Consider the following 15857-nt stretch of genomic DNA (forward strand, 5'->3'; position numbering starts at 1 on the left):
ACATCAGAATTTCACATGGTTAAATAACTTGCTAAAGTTCGTTGGGTCTATACCTAAATAAGAAGCAATGTATTTGTGGGGCACCAGGTGCAGCAACTGCGGGCTTTTCCGGCAAAATGCCTTATATCGTTCTTCTATGGTCATGGCGCGCAGATCAATGTGAAGGTCGATCATGCCAGCTAACATGGATTCGCTCATCCGCCTGAAGAGTCGTTCTATTTGCTGGGATTGATCCACTAGTTTTTGCAGATCCTCATAGCTGAGGGACTCCAACTCACTGTCAGTTAAACAGGTTAAATGGTATTTAGAAGGTACCTGGAATGAAAAGGATTCAGCGATGGCGCATAAGTTGGGAAAGTAGTTAAAGGCAATGACGTAGGCTTTGTCGGTCGTATCTAAGTAAGCCATCTGAACACCGCTTTTTACAAAGTAAAGCTCTCTTTGGATCTGGCCGGGTACGATAATGAACTCTCCTTTCTTAAACGAACGGGGTTTAAGGTTTTCCGTCAGCAAACGATAGTCTGCCATGCTGATATCGTGAAATTGTTTGAAGTATTGGTAGCGCTCCATAAGATCAAAGCAAGGTCCAAATATAGACAAAGTTCTGTCGGTCATGGCTGCAGCCGGATCAGCGTTTCGAAGCCTGCACCAACTTACCATGTAAAAAATCCACTTTTTATCAGCGGTAAGTCAACCACTCTACCCCTAGCATTCCCCTATGTTTCTCCACGTGGAAAGTATCTCCGTTTTCAAACCGGGCATAGTCCGGTTCCGTCATAATTTTAGCATAAAAGGGACCATTGGTTTTCAGCAATAGAAAATAATATGGAGGGCGACCTGCTGATTTTCCTTTCTTATCCAATATTATAAATACAGTACTGTCCAGGGTAATTCTTTTGTATTTCCAGCTATGCTGATAACTATTATACATCTTCTGATTGACTTCTATCCACTGTGCAGGTGCAGACACACTATCTACATGAATAAGATCAAAATAGTAAGCATCTCCCCCGGGGCCTCCATCTTCGGCCAGGGTGGTTACAGCATACTTCTTTGCCAAAAAATACTTCTCCACCACAGGCTTCGAAAGGTCAAATACATAATTTAATGTGACCAGAAAAAACAATACATAACAAGTCAACCCACTCCAAAAAATCCCTTTACTCATCACTGTAATACCATCTCCGGCAAATAAAAAAGTATACACGATGGCGGGCAAAAAAATGCTGACGGCAAGCGACAAAAGAGAAGAATCATAGATGGATAAAACATGAAACAATATGAATCCGTACAGGCACGGCGTGAACAGGTCCAGCCAGAAATTGTACATATTATCCGGTATTGGCTTACTGAAATAAAAAAGAAGATGCCTTGCAACGGAAATAAGGAAAAAAAATATAAGGAGAAATCCGAACCGGGATGACAACGGATCTGTATATAACAAACATACGCCCAATAGAATTCTTACTATCGCTAGCAGGATGCTGCCATTCGCGCTTACGCCAGTTGGGTTTACAAATTCTCTATTTTTCCAGTTACTCATATCAGGTAGGTTTCCTTGCAATCTTTTTATCAATTGCAGGAAGTAGCGGTTACATTAATAATATTATCCTTTCGTAATACAATTTACCATTTTTGTCTGATTACGGAATTACAAAATGCGGATAGGCCGTTATCCGGGTTATGGCAAAAGAACCCAGATAGGACATTAATAGCATTATTCTGGACATATGCGTATAAGTTAAAGTAGTTGCTACATCAAAAAAGCATCATTCTTTTACAACCTCCCCAGGCAGAAAATATGATTTGAAGATGATGAAATATTCGAGGATGATAAAAGAGTGCAGCCACTTTGCAGTGCTTGAAAAGATTGAACACAATATGCTGTTTCGAATATAATCATCTACCAAAAAAATTTGTAGTATTTTCAGTTACCATTCTAACCTCATTTAAAAACTCCAACGTATGAAATTAACCCTCCTCAACTTCCATAACACATTGACATCATTGCTATTCTGCTCCTTAATACTGCTAACAAGTAGCATTACAAAAGCCCAAAAACAAAATAACCGGCATATACAATCTGTATACTGGAAAATAGAAGCACCCCATTCCGGTAAAGTTTCCTACCTGCTTGGAAGCTGCCACCCATTTCGCAAAAGTTGGGTAGATAGTCACCCGGAATTTTATCAGCATATTGAACTTGCTAACATATTCATCTGTGAATCCATCTCAGATAGCACACTTGCAAATCAAATGGATAGCATCAATGCGAATAAATCCAGGAAAACGGCTGAACAGATATTTGGGAGGGCGACAAGCTTTGTCGACAAGCATTTTCTGGACATGGGTTGGAAAGAAAAACCTTCAGACTTAATGAATAAAATGAATACTGCCAACGAACAAAACCTGATGATTATGCGCATGTCATCACAACTGTCATTTCAACTGATGAATACAATAGGAATAGCATCAGAAAAGGTCGGTATGGACAAGGCATTGCTAAACCGTGCTGTTGAAAACAAAAAAAAGGTAGTTGCACTTGATTATGCAGCTATATTATCAGATATCCACTTTACAGAAGGTAATAGTTCCATTAGTAATCAAATAATACGGTCAGTATATTGGCTGGATACACCTGTTCTCAGTCCGGAAGATAGTAGGGCTAAGTTAGAGGATCTTGCCACTCTCAACCTGTATAAATCCGGACTGAAAGATTATGAGAAACAAAGAACTTACCGCGATAATGATCCCCATCAAGTGATAACCAGAAATGCCGCGTGGATCCCACAATTGGTTTCCCTGTTAGAGCAGGACAATTGCTTTATAGCTGTAGGCGCCGGGCATTTCTTTGTCGACAAAAACAAAGGCATCATCGAAGTCTTACGTAAAAAAGGGTTTACTATAACGCCTGTTACACTCGGGCAATAAACGTATACAAATAGCGGTAATCAGATAAGTGGAAAGTTGATAGTAAAAGTGGTTCCAACATTAACAGTAGAAGACACTGCAATTTTTATATTATGATACTGGGCAATAGTGCTTGCAATAGAGAGCCCCAGTCCATAACCTTCCCCTTCCGTTCTTGCTACTTTCTTAAACCGGTGGAAGATGGTGCCTATTTCCTGTTCGCTGATGCCTATACCGGTATCACTAATGATAAGCTGATAGGATTCACCAGGAATCATTTGATCGTTCACCACAATTTTCCCACCGGATGTATTATACTTTATGGCATTATTCAACAGGTTATACAGTAGTTGAAATATCAGGTCATGATTCAGGTGATGCAGTACAACTATATGGGAGATATTGTTGGTGAATGATAATTGCTTTTCTTCTAACCGGTGCTCCAGCTCCTCCATCACTTCTGTTATCAGCGAAGCAGGCGTCAGCTGATCATTTTTTGGAAACTGGTCATTCTCAATCCGGGAGATGAGTAGCAATGAATGAACTATTTTCTTCAGCCGGTTCAATGTTTTCATCATGCCGATGATCTTTTTCTGCAGCTCTTCATCGGGAGAATCTTCCACCATCAGGTTCTCCATTTTATTTTGGAGTATGGTGATAGGTGTCATCAGCTCATGGGAAGCATTGGCTGTAAACTCCCGTTCTTTTTCAAAGGCTTCGTTGATTTTTCCCATCAGTTCAATCAATGAATCGTCGAGGTACCTGAAATCTTTGGTAGTGGTATGAATGGGAGGAATATGCTCTTTAAACGGAAATTTTCTGTTCACTAATTTCGTCCTGATGATTACACCAAGCGGGCGAAGTAATAGCCTGGTAAATATAAGATCTACCAGGGTGGTGAGTACTATCAGCCCGAACAATACATACAGGGCCACCTTTTGCAGGGGACGGTTATACTGGCTGATGGTAGCTGTCTTCTTTCCCACTTCCAGCATATACCTTTTATGTTGGTAGTCAAAAACATGGCTTAACACGCGATAAGTGAGTGTATCACTTTCCACTACTCGTTGTAAGGTAGCGATGGTATCGGGTAGCGAATCTTTACCGGCAGGTTCCATCGAAATATATTCTTCTTTCAGCATGGTATAGCTACCATAGCTTTCTTCCCCCTGCAAATAAGCTTCAATTCCATTTTTCCATACTACCTCTAAGACCTTTTTCTTTTGTTCTTTCAGGTAATAGTCGTTGTACCTGAAAGCGATATCTTCTACCAGGACTGGCAGCAGCAGTACGAACAGAATAGCTATGGCCATCTTCGACAGCGTGATAAAAAGTGTAAGTTTGGTAAACAGTTTCACGCTCAGAGCTTTATTTTATAACCTACATGTCTGATAGTCTGGAGCCATTCAACGGATGCAAAGGCCGATAATTTTTTCCGTATATTTTTGATATGCACATCTATATAATTGGAGTCGTAGTCGTCATCTGCCAAATCTCCCCAGATATGCTCGCTCAGCTGCATTCTTGTGAGGGGTCTGTTTTTATGTAACAGCATGTAACTAAGCAGGTCAAATTCTCGTCTCGATAAAGAGATTTCCTGTTTTTCAAAAAAGATGCTTCGTTTTTGCAGGTCTACTGTAAAATCTTCGAGGAGTATTTCATTATCCGTTAGCCCGAACTTACGTCTCGAAATGGCTTGCATTCTGGCCAGTAACTCCAGCAGGGAAAAGGGTTTGGGCAGATAATCATCTGCTCCAGCCTGCAGCCCTTTTATGCGGTCTTCCAACTGTCCGCGTGCAGTGAGAATAATATAAGATGTCTGTGGATAGTCTTTCCGCGCCTCCTGCAGCAATACCAGTCCATCTTTATCAGGAAGCCCAAGATCCAGCAGGATGAAATCATACTGATACTCTTCCATTTTTTCCAGTCCCAACCTGGCGGTATGAGCCAGGTCACAACGGTAGTGTGCTTTTTCCAGGAACACCTGCATTTCTGTGGCCATGGCCTTTTCATCTTCTATGATCAGTACTTTCATTTGACTAAAACTGGTAATAGAAACTACAATTGAAAAAAGAGTTGGTATTGCCCGCGCCGCTGAGTGCTTTGTCACTCAACACTGACAGCTGATAAGCCACTTCTATCATATAATGCGCCCTGTTATAGGCCAGTGGTACCCGCATACCGTAAGAAAGGAGATCAAACCGGGAGGCTTCTTCTGTCACCATTTCAGAAGTACCCGGAATGCCGGGCAATACGGGCAGCGGCAACCCCAGGAACTTTCTTTCTTTGACATACGTCTGATAAAAATGCTGGGAGCCCCCTACCGCTTCCACAGAAGGCGTCAGGGTGATCAGATCTTTCCCTTTGGAAAAGCTACCCAATTGGATTTGTTTCTCTGTACTCAGCGTTACAAAAAGGTCCTGCTGTTTTCCGAATGCATAATCTACGTTCAGGCCGGAAGTCATCCAGTAGTGGTACTTCAGTGCGGCGGTGGCATTATCCGTATTTGCCGCCTGGAGAAACGGGGAGTTGGCGGGAAAGAAAGTATGGCTATAACTGATATCTCCTGTTAACTTCTTTCCCATCTTAAATCCCCAACCAACACCGGCACTGGTGGCGGAAACAATGCTTCCTGAATCATTCAGTAAACGGTATCCCACTCCTGAAAAATAGATCCCGGAACGGAACTGTAAAGTGGCGCTGGCCGCAGCGTAAGGCATCGGTTTGATCGCCGTCTGCCCATAATAATTAGCATTATTGGAATATAGTAAACCCATTGTCAGCGTTACCTTCTTGCTTACAGCTGTGGTATCAGCGGGTATATGCGTGGTGTCTGTCTGCGCCTGCGCTGCAGTGGCATAGCATAGCCATACAACCGATAATATCAGTATATATTTCATATGGTCATCTTTAGCCCGGTCAGAATATTTTTCCCGGGATGATTTTCGGCTTAATGATCCGGATTGGCTTAATGGGCAATGGAGAGGGAATAGCCATCGGTTTAATTAAACGCCTCGATTTTGGCACTTCTTTTATCTCTGGTAAATGCTCCTGCAATTTTTCAACTGGCTTTTCAATTGGTTTATCGGACGTAGTCCTGACAGGTTGCAGTGTATCAGCAGTAGGTATATTCCCATAACCGGCATGTGGTTTAGCCAGCAGCAGTGCCGGCACAACAACGAGCGCAGATAAAAGGAATTTAATCATCATGATAAAAGTAGCAGATTTTTGCTTCAAATAGTAGCAAAAATCTGCTTTTTCAGTTAAATCTACAAGATGCCCAGGGCGGCACCTCCTCCTATACGGGTATTAATACGGATGGGTGCAGATTGTATATTCAGGGTATGGTTCAATGTGCTATTAATGCCGGTGGCGGGTTTAATAGTATTACTCACCTTGTTTTCCAACTTCAAACCTGCGGTTCCGGCAGTCTGCAAGGTATTCCCCACGGTATTTTCTACCGCTATAGCAGCACCGGTAGCCTGATGCGCAGTAATATTTCCGGCACTTTCTACACTTGTTATACTAGCGCTACCAGCGGAACTGATCTGCGCGTCATTGCTGCCCGCAGTAGTGTTGTTGCCGGAATTCACTATAACTGCAGAAGAGCTGCTAGTTGTACTACCGGCGCCCAGACTGGTATTTCCTGCGCTGGCCTGACTATTTACATTTGTAGTAGTTTTCACTGATGCCTGCTGTGCAAAGGCAGCACCTGAGAATAATAAGGCGATGGCCATTAATCCATTTGCTTTCATGATCCTGGTTTTAGGTTGTTCAATATTTTAATGTCAGAACAAAACTAATATGGGAAGATGAAGCGAAAATGAAGAACGGCGAAAAAGAATCAGGAGGGGTGACTGGTTAGCTATTCCATATGCTCCACCCGAGGTTAGTCTGAATTCTGGTATTGAGGTGAGACTTTTTTAAAGTAAAAAACCGGGGCACGATATGCAGTGCCCCGGTTTATAATAATACAGTAGTCGTCATTTAGCAAGCTAAGAAGCCTTTAACGCGTCTTTTATCCTTTCTTCTGTTTTACTTTCACTTGGCCGGGGCGCATCATTATCAAATACCTTTCCTTCTTTATCGATGATCATATAATGCGGAACACCTTTGATATTAAACAGTTGCGCCAGGCGCCCTTTCGCACCATTATCAGAAAGCAGGTGAATTCCGATTATTTTATCATCATCAATAGCTTTTTTCCAGGCATTGGTATTTTCATCTATGCTGATATAAAGAAATACCACGTCTTTGTTGTCTTCAAACTTCTTATGTAATGCAGGAGCCGCTTCCTTCATCTCCGCTCGGCAGGGTGTACACCAGCTGGCCCAGAAATCAATATATATCACCTTGCCTTTAAAATCGGTCAATGACACATCTTTCCCATCTACGTCCTTTAGGGTGAAAGGCGGTGGTACTTTGCCTACACCAACAGCTGCCAGTCTCCCATAGAGTGCTTTCAGCTCATCCCGTTCTTTATCATTCTTACAGTAGTTTTCCAGGTAATCGTCCAGCAATTCTTTTCTCTTTGTAACATCAGGGGAATTCTGGAGCACATTTGCGATGGCAGATGGCAATGTTTTGGCCATAACCTCCGGATACTTTTTATACTTCTCCTTTTGGATTTCGTATATGCTTAGCAGCTTGTCGCTTCTTTCCAGTGGCTCATCATAGATCCCTTTATCCATGCGGGTTTTATCCAGTAATAAAGCGGGATAGGAATAATTAAGCAGTTTAATATAATTAGGATTAATCAACCACTTGTTATCCAGTTTAACTAAATTAATATATGACCAGTAGTCAGCCGGCAGCCAATCAGATTTCTTTTTTTGTTTGACCATTTGCAAAAGGCCCGGCACACTAATTAACCCGGAAAGTTTATATGCATAAATATTTGCTGCTGCATAAGTATAAAAATAAGGGGGCAACACCTTCTTGTTTTTTTGTAAAACAATCAGTTGTTTGGCGTATACATTCTTATAGAATGCAGCAAAAGTATTGCCCGTAGTGGTGCTATCCAGCTTATTCCAATCAGTTGCATAAATATTGTTCAACTGATTTAATATGGTAGAACTTTTTGCACCTCCTCCGCTGAATGTCAATGTAGAATCCGGATTTACGGCATCATAGCTCAACTCCAGTACGTCTCCCGGTTCCATAAAAACCGCCGCTCTTGTATGCGTGGTATAGAACAACAGTTCCTGAGGATTATTCAGCTGAAACTCGAACCTGACCATATGATCACTGCCAGGCTTTGCTGTTTGTGATATTTCAACAGCTGGATATACCGTTTGATCAAATCCCCGGATGCCCCATGCGGCGGTATCTTTTTCCAGACCGTTCACTTTTGCAACGATCACCGTGTTTTTTTGTGCCTGCAATCCTATTGTAATAGCACAAAGGAGGCATATAAAAAATAGTCTCATTTTATTCTTGGTTTATTATTTAAAAAATAGGGTTATGGATTTTGTGTCATATCCGGGTTACTGTTAGATATGTATAGCGGAATCCGAAGCGTTAATCGCTCTGGTCGCAGGCTATAAGTGTCTGTCACTGTTCCGTTCATATCATATATTGTGTGCGTAGTACCCACTGTCGATTTATAAACAGGATCCACCGAAAGGCGGCGCATGTCAAACCATCGGTATCCCTGCACAGGGAATTCGCGGATCCTTTCGTTCAGGATGAATTTTGTCAGCGCGACCTTATCAGTGGCTACAGTAAACGGTATCGCCACTTCTGATTCAGGCATTCTCTTCTCCCGGAAAGCTTCCATATCTGCCACCGCACCAGGCAGGTCGTTCCCGCGTGATTTACATTCTGCTCTCAACAAACAGATGTCGGGAATAGTGATACCAATATTGGTGAAGGCCCCGTTACCCCAGGCTCTGAGCATACCATCAGGATATACATTTGTAAAATCGCCAAATGGGTTGGGGGTTAAAAAACCCCGTCTGTAATCACCGGGCAGATACAAATTAACAGCCCGGGAACTCAGCACAATAGAAGAAAATACGAACCCGAAGTAGTTATATGTTTGCCGCAGATAAAGTACTTCCTGGTCGATATTAAGATTCCCCCTGGAAGGCCCTGTAACCGGGCTTACGGGGGTAAAAGCGCCGCCGGGTGCAAACTCTTTCTGGTAATCATACAACCCAACAGGAATACTGGCGCCGGGCAAATCATTTATCGCCGCATTAAGCTGAATCAGGGCTTTATCAAATTGCCCCATGAATACATATACTTTACCTAGTAATCCTTCTGCGGCCGGCCGGGACATTCTGATGCGGTTGGTGAGCCCGGTTGGTAAATTCGGCAGGGCGTTAGAGAGATCACTGATAATGAGCTCATAGATTTCCTTTACCGTAGCACGTGTAAATTTTGTTTGTGTTACATCAGCGGCCAGCAGTTTGGGGATAGCCAGATCCGTAGCCGCTGTCGCTTCGTTATATGGCTTACCATAAAAATTCACCATCATAAAGTTACACCAGGCACGGCATGCAAGGGCTTCTGCGCGGATAGACTGCTTTTGTGCATCGCTTCCTCCTTTGGAATCCATCACTTCATTTATCACCTTATTGTATTGATACATCAGGCGCATTAACATCGTCCATTCGGTCTGAGAAGCATCCGGAAGATAAACGTCATCTTCCCACTTGAAAGACTTCTGGAACTCCGGTGTCATTTCTCCGGCAACATAAGGTGCAATGCCCACCAATTCATCGCCCGATACTAATTGAGGTTGTAAGATGACTGAGATATTCGAGTTCAGCAACTGATCATAGTCGGATGTTTTTTCAGCAATCAGCACTCCCTTTGGATTTATTTCCAGGAAATCTTTTTTACACCCGCCCCCTATTGCAATAACCAGTAAAACTATAAAAGGATAAATGATTTTTTTATTCAGCATCAGCATTTCCTTATTTTTTAGAATGTTAAATGAGCGCCAATAGTGATGGCACCTTGATTCACCGGCATACCACTACGAACGCCAAATCTTGCATCCTGAAATTCCGGATCAATATTATCGTGATTGGCTTTCCACAACATCAGGTTGGATACCTGTACACGAAACGTCAGTTGTTCTGCGTGGATCTTTTTGACAACGACAGGTGGTAGGGAATATGACAGTGAAATATCGCGAATCTTAGCATAGGAAGCATCTACCACGTTGAGATCACCAAGTACGTAATAATCAGTATTGCGCCTGGTAGTGTTTTCTGCTGTGGTTATAAAAGATGGAATATTGGTATGGGCCTCATCGCCTGGTTGTTTCCAGCGATTGGCAAAATCTGCATGCAGATTACCGGAGGAGAAGTCCTGGTTATTGATGAAGCTATAACCGGTATAGGTACGGTTTACATTCCTGAACATTTTGTGCCCTACATTATAGATAATATTTACGTTCAGCATAAAAGATTTATAGCTGAAAAGGTTGGACACGCCACCACTCCAGGGTTGCTGATAAACGCCCATATAAACCACATCATCTGCTTTCACCGCGGTAGGATTTTTTGTGACTGTTTTATCTGTCAGTTTTACCAGCGGATCTCCCATATTATCCAACCCAGCAAAATTATATGCCCAGAGAGCGAAGGCGGGATATCCTTCGAGGTAATTTGCGCTGTTGATCACCTGGCCACCAGTCGTATAAGGGAATTGCTGTACTAATTTATCTATCTTATTCTTATTGTATGACATAGTCAGCATGGTGATCCACCTGAAATTTTTGGTCATGATATTACCAGAAGAAAGTGTAAGCTCAATTCCTTTATTAGTAAGATCTCCGGTATTCCCAAATATGCTGGTATATCCAGTGAGTGGATTTACCGGCATGCTACCGAGCAGGTTAGTCGTTTTTTTCCGGTATACATCCACCGATCCTGTAAGGCGTTGACCGAAAAATGCAAAGTCAACCCCAATATTAAAGGTTTTGGTGCTCTCCCATGTCAAATTAGGATTGGCCGGGGATGACACATACAGGCTTTTCCCACCAGGAGCATTGGGAGCATTAGCAGCAGACAAAATATCATAGGAAGAAGCACTGCCAGGAGTTGGGGAAATGCCTGTAATACCATAAGTAGCTCTTAATGCCAGGTTGTTAACTCCTTTTACCGCATCAAAGAATGGTTCATTACAAATATCCCATTTGAGCCCTACACTCCATACTGGTTTACTTTGGGCAGATTTATTTTTCCCAAACAAGTTACTCTGATCCTTGCGCCAGGCGGTATTCAACGAATATTTGCGGTTGAAAGTATATGCAGCATTCAGATACCAGGAAGTAAAGCGAGACACCGTTTCTGACTGGGAGAAAATCGTATCTGCTAAAAAAGAACCATTGGAGGAATTTGCCATTACCGGATTTTTAACCCCGGTAGCCGCTAATGCCTGGTAATTAACCAGTGCATATGTTTGCAGCCGCTCATCGTAACCATATTGCCGGTTGTTATTAGAAATAACTTTCTGTTCCTGTGCTTCCTGCCCCGCCAGCGCTGTCAACTGATGACGGCTGTTTTTCCAGCTACGGTCAAACACCAGCTGATTCCTGATTATCCAGTTGTCCTGATTAGTGCCGACTACATTATACTGTCCACCGGTTGTAGGCAGATTATATACAGGAATAGCGGCAGCAGTTGGTGCTACCGTAAAGTTAACCACCTTCACCCGTTGCTGATAGTTGGTATTATCATCATAAACAACAGTCCGGTTATTCCCCTTTATATAACCATACATGCCCTCAAACCGAAAACCATGTGTCAGATTAATGGTAATACCTGTATTGATCCGTGCGAGCAATGCATTCCCTTTTGTATAACCGGTGCTGACATTATCGACCGGATTAAAGTCGAGATTAATCCTGCTTCTGACTTCCATATCCGCCCTGGATTCATTGCTCAGGTACCCCATGTATGGCATGGAAATACTTTTACCGGAAGCATCGGTGAATAACTGGTAAGGCAAAAAGCGGGCGTCCGGAGATATAGCACGCCGGGCAGCAACTACCTGGTTGGTAATATCTGTCAGCAGGAAAACCTTCAGGTTTTTATTAAAGTTAAAGTCCTGACGGGCATTTAATTTATAGGTATTGTTGCTATTACCAGGGGTATTGTCTGTTGTACCAGTGTAGGCCATAGATCCGTAAAACGTGTACTTCTCTGAGCCCCCTGATACGGATACGGTATGATTCGTTAGCCTGGCCGGCCGGTACCAGATATCCTTTATCTGATCGAGGTTATTGATACCGGATAAACTATCCAGCCTGGCATTACCCTGTGCCGCAGAAAGCACTCCCCTATACATATCATACAGTATTTGCCTGTCTGGAGAAAGCCCTGTATGATTTCCTGCACCAGGAGTGTATGTACTGGCAATACTATATGGCTGATTAACCGGATCAAAAGTTTCCTTAGCAGCCTGTATGTATTGCTGACTATTTAATACAGGGAAATAACTGAAATCCGGTTTTCCCTGAAAGCTCACAAAGCCATCATATGCCACACTTAATTTGTTGCGTGCATATCCTTTTTTAGTGGTGATCACAACAACGCCATTAGATGCCCTGGCACCCCAGATCGAAGCAGCCGTAGCATCTTTCAACACACTGATATCCGCTACATCCTGCGGATTAATGAAAGTTACATTGTTCACCGGCATACCATCCACTACGTACAATGGATTCTTATCTGCTTTGATGGTGCTGAGTCCACGTATCTGGAATGTGGTACCGTCAGTAGCAGCGCTGGGGGAGTTATTGACCACGAAACCAGGCACAAGTCCTTCTATCCTTTGCAGGATATTCATACTGGTGCTGCGATCTCTCACCACACTCATTTCCGGGTTTGAAAAAGCGCCTGCACTTCTTTCTTTTGAAATCTGCTGATAGCCGGTATTCACCGTAATTGTTTCCAATTGTGTAGGATCTGGTTCCAGCCGGATCACAGGACCATCAGCCGTATTGAGCAGCACCAGCGCTGCGTTTACCTGCTTATCAGCTGCGATAAGGGAGAGTGCTCCTAAAGCGTTTACCTTAAAAAACAGACCGGTAAATCCCACGTAAGAGATCATCAGTATATCATTTTCCTTCACGGTGATGGTGAATTGACCATTTACATCCGTTATGGCACCCTTGTTAGACCCCTGTACGCGAACAGATACTCCAGAAAGTGCAATACCATCGGGACCGCGGATGGTTCCTTTAATGGGCGGTACGGAAAGCGAAGATGGCAACACATTCACCTGTTCAGGAGGTATGTTTTTTCTACTGATGATAATGGAGGTATTCTTTATGGTAAACCCCAGCGCCTGATCCTTAAAGATTTCTTTCAGGAATACTTCTAAAGATTGGTTGTTGGCTGAAATGGTTACGGAATGGGCAGTTTTCAATGCCTCTTCATCATAAAAGGCAACGAAGCCTGTTTGCCGCTCTACCGCTTCCAATACTCTTTCCAATTTCATTTTATTCCCTGTAAAAGTTATCTTCTGAGAAAAACTCCTGGCTGAAATATGCAGGCAAAAGACAAGGGAAATAAATGCGGTCAATTTCATAACTCGCAAAGTTTGGTTGATTAACCGGCAGTTTGTGAACACAAAGCTTCCCCGGTTACAAAAAGCATTTAATTGCATACTTTTGCATCAGTTTGTTGGTTGATAATAAGGCAATCCTGTATTGAAGTGCAAGTTGTTTTTGAAATCAGCCAGCGTTTTATACCGGGAGTGCTAGTAACACTTCCGGTTTTTTTTCTGCTGTTTTTCAGATGTCATTTCATCTAATCATAGTCAGATCATTTAATAGTGATTTACTTATCTTAATGGTGGTTTATTCTATTGTTAATACTTTTCCGGTTAATTGATACCGGATATTGAATTGTGAAAGCACATCCAGTATCTGTGACAACTGCAGGTCTCTTCCTAATTTTCCATGAAATTTTCTTTCAGGTACCGGGCCGTTATATACTATTTCCAGGTCATACCACCTCGATAGCTGCCTCATAAACGTGGYGGTCCCTTCTCCTTCCATATCGAAGATGCCTTTTTTCCAGGCAACGACTTTCTCTATATCCGCCGGTTGTATACTAATAGTTGTATTGGAGGCATTGATCGTGTGCACTGCCGCTTCTTCTCCCGGTTTCAGTATGCTTGCCCTGTTCCCTCTGACTATTTTCACGCTCCCTGCCAGCAGTGTGGTTTTAATAACCGGTTCATCCCCATAGGCATTAATGTTAAAATCTGTTCCCAATACCTGTATTTCGGTTTCCCGGTTGATACCTACGTAAAAGGGGGCCTGTGCATTTTCAGCCACTTCAAAGTAGGCTTCCCCGGTAACGGTCACTCTTCTTTCCCGGCCACCAAAAGCAGTAGGATACCTAACAGAGGAAGCAGCATTTAACCAAACCTTTGTACCATCCGGCAAAACTACTTTGAACTGCCGGCCCCGTGGAGTAGATATCATATTCAAAGTGGCTTCTCCCGTTTTTCGTCCACTGGAAGCATAAGTCAATGCATCTTGCTGCAACATTATCTTTGCGCCGTTCTGATTGGCCACCAGCCCATCTTTCACACTATCCAGCACTATAGCGGATCCATCTGAAAGTGTTAGTATCGCTCCATTTCTTCCCGGCGCAATGTCGGATGGCCTGGCAACAGGTGGCAAGGCAACCAGGTGCTTCTGCCGGCCAGCAGGTATCAGGAAATATATTCCGGCGGCCAGTACCAGCAGCACTACCGCAGCCGCCCATATCCGCTTATACAGTGGACGTATCAATGGCACAGCAGGCAATTCTTTATTCAATACCTCTAATTTTTGCTGCAAAGCCAATAGGCTTTTCTCTCTGCGGTTCACATCTTCCTGGCCGATCAGGGATTGTGCTTCGGCTTTTTCTGCTATAACCCTTTCCAGTATGTCATAATTAGCCTTGTCTTCCAGCATAATTATAAAAGCCTCTTCCTCCCGGGGAGTCAAAGCATCAGTCAGCCAGGCATCAATCAGTTCAATAAATGGCGTGTTCATGAACATACTTCTTTTATGGATCGGACACATATGTGTAGATGTAAGACGTAAAATGGAAATGATACTCCCGAAAAAACAGCTATTTTTTTAAAAAAAGCAGGCTTATAGCCCCCAATAAGACTTCCAGAAGATATCCTTTTCGATGAAGATAATCCCGGATATGGTTCAACGCAAGCGTAATGAGGTTAGCCACTGTTTTTTTTGAAAGCTGCATTTGTGTTGCAATCTGGTCGTGCGTAAGCCCGTTTGTCCGGCTCAGGGAAAAGACAGTTTGTTGTTTTACCGGTAAACTACTCAGCGCTTCCTGTATCAGGGTAGCTGCTTCCTTACCACGCAATAATTCTTCCTGGGGAGAAGATTGGGTTATTTCGATTTCGGAGTTGATATTCCGGATCAGCATATGGCGCTTTCCCTGGCGCAATGTATTGATGATTTCATTACGCACCATCGCCATAAAATAAGCCCTGAAATCCTTCCATTCAGTAATACTTTCTTTTTTAAGCCATAGCTTCACAAATACTTCCTGTATGGTATCTTCTGCCAGAGCAGGAGATTTCAGGAACGCCAGCGCAAGTGAGTACACTTCATTCCAGTAATGCCTGTATAATTGCGCATAAGCTACGTCATCACCCTCCGCAATAGCATTCAGGAACTCCTTCTCGTTATATGAAGAAATATCCGGCAAGTAAAAATTATTTTAGTAATGATAAGACCTATGCATGTCCTCAGCCCGGCAAAACCGGAACAATCAATTGATTGATTTTGGTCCGCAATATAATAATATCGTTCCCATAAAGCTAATAGGGTAAGTCCTATCTGTTTGTTCTATGCAAAAAAACAGGCGCCGGATGCCTGTTTTCAATTTGGCCATAAATATGCCAGGATGGCCCATGTATGGCCAAATGAACGCTGCGTTTCTGCGCATTTTGTATGG

The 15857-nt window shown here is 42.9% G+C and carries 13 protein-coding genes; 1 reads left to right on the forward strand and 12 read right to left on the reverse strand.

The window, feature by feature from the left end:
• Window positions 1-3 precede the first annotated feature (3 nt).
• Together AC1DP6_RS10425 and AC1DP6_RS10430 are read right to left on the reverse strand one after the other, a co-directional pair.
• On the reverse strand, window positions 4-615 hold the full coding sequence (locus AC1DP6_RS10425) for a Crp/Fnr family transcriptional regulator (RefSeq protein WP_477054742.1): 612 nt from the start codon (window positions 613-615) through the stop codon (window positions 4-6).
• Between the two features lie 64 nt (window positions 616-679).
• On the reverse strand, window positions 680-1330 hold the full coding sequence (locus AC1DP6_RS10430; RefSeq protein WP_477054743.1) for a hypothetical protein: 651 nt from the start codon (window positions 1328-1330) through the stop codon (window positions 680-682).
• A gap of 635 nt (window positions 1331-1965) precedes the next feature.
• Here AC1DP6_RS10430 and AC1DP6_RS10435 point away from each other — a divergent pair.
• A complete protein-coding gene (locus AC1DP6_RS10435; RefSeq protein ID WP_477054744.1) occupies window positions 1966-2931 on the forward strand; it encodes a TraB/GumN family protein in 966 nt (321 codons plus the stop codon).
• 20 nt (window positions 2932-2951) lie between these two features.
• Here AC1DP6_RS10435 and AC1DP6_RS10440 read toward each other — a convergent pair whose 3' ends face one another.
• From AC1DP6_RS10440 to AC1DP6_RS10485, 10 genes are all read right to left on the reverse strand, one after another.
• The gene (locus tag AC1DP6_RS10440) at window positions 2952-4268 is read right to left on the reverse strand and encodes a sensor histidine kinase (RefSeq protein ID WP_477054745.1); all 1317 of its coding nucleotides are present in this window, start codon (window positions 4266-4268) and stop codon (window positions 2952-2954) included.
• Window positions 4269-4270: 2 nt separating this feature from the next.
• A complete protein-coding gene (locus tag AC1DP6_RS10445; protein ID WP_477054746.1) occupies window positions 4271-4945 on the reverse strand; it encodes a response regulator transcription factor in 675 nt (224 codons plus the stop codon).
• Window positions 4946-4949: 4 nt separating this feature from the next.
• Window positions 4950-5810 carry a hypothetical protein gene (locus AC1DP6_RS10450; protein ID WP_477054747.1) on the reverse strand — a complete coding sequence of 287 codons (861 nt, stop codon included), beginning with the start codon at window positions 5808-5810 and terminating at the stop codon, window positions 4950-4952.
• 19 nt (window positions 5811-5829) lie between these two features.
• The gene (locus AC1DP6_RS10455) at window positions 5830-6120 is read right to left on the reverse strand and encodes a hypothetical protein (RefSeq protein ID WP_477054748.1); all 291 of its coding nucleotides are present in this window, start codon (window positions 6118-6120) and stop codon (window positions 5830-5832) included.
• Window positions 6121-6179: 59 nt separating this feature from the next.
• On the reverse strand, window positions 6180-6665 hold the full coding sequence (locus AC1DP6_RS10460) for a hypothetical protein (protein WP_477054749.1): 486 nt from the start codon (window positions 6663-6665) through the stop codon (window positions 6180-6182).
• 240 nt (window positions 6666-6905) lie between these two features.
• Window positions 6906-8339, reverse strand: coding sequence for a TlpA family protein disulfide reductase (locus tag AC1DP6_RS10465; RefSeq protein ID WP_477054750.1), 1434 nt, complete (start codon window positions 8337-8339; stop codon window positions 6906-6908).
• Window positions 8340-8371: 32 nt separating this feature from the next.
• Complete coding sequence (locus AC1DP6_RS10470) at window positions 8372-9823, reverse strand: RagB/SusD family nutrient uptake outer membrane protein (protein ID WP_477054751.1); 1452 nt, start codon at window positions 9821-9823, stop codon at window positions 8372-8374.
• Between the two features lie 17 nt (window positions 9824-9840).
• Window positions 9841-13371 (reverse strand): SusC/RagA family TonB-linked outer membrane protein, encoded by a 3531-nt coding sequence (locus AC1DP6_RS10475; protein ID WP_477054752.1) that lies wholly within the window; start codon window positions 13369-13371, stop codon window positions 9841-9843.
• Between the two features lie 361 nt (window positions 13372-13732).
• Complete coding sequence (locus AC1DP6_RS10480; protein WP_477054753.1) at window positions 13733-14923, reverse strand: FecR family protein; 1191 nt, start codon at window positions 14921-14923, stop codon at window positions 13733-13735.
• A 79-nt stretch (window positions 14924-15002) separates the two neighbouring features.
• On the reverse strand, window positions 15003-15608 hold the full coding sequence (locus tag AC1DP6_RS10485) for an RNA polymerase sigma factor (RefSeq protein ID WP_477021438.1): 606 nt from the start codon (window positions 15606-15608) through the stop codon (window positions 15003-15005).
• Window positions 15609-15857 lie beyond the last annotated feature (249 nt).

It is taken from the genome of Chitinophaga sp. 01L420, from assembly GCF_056399985.1.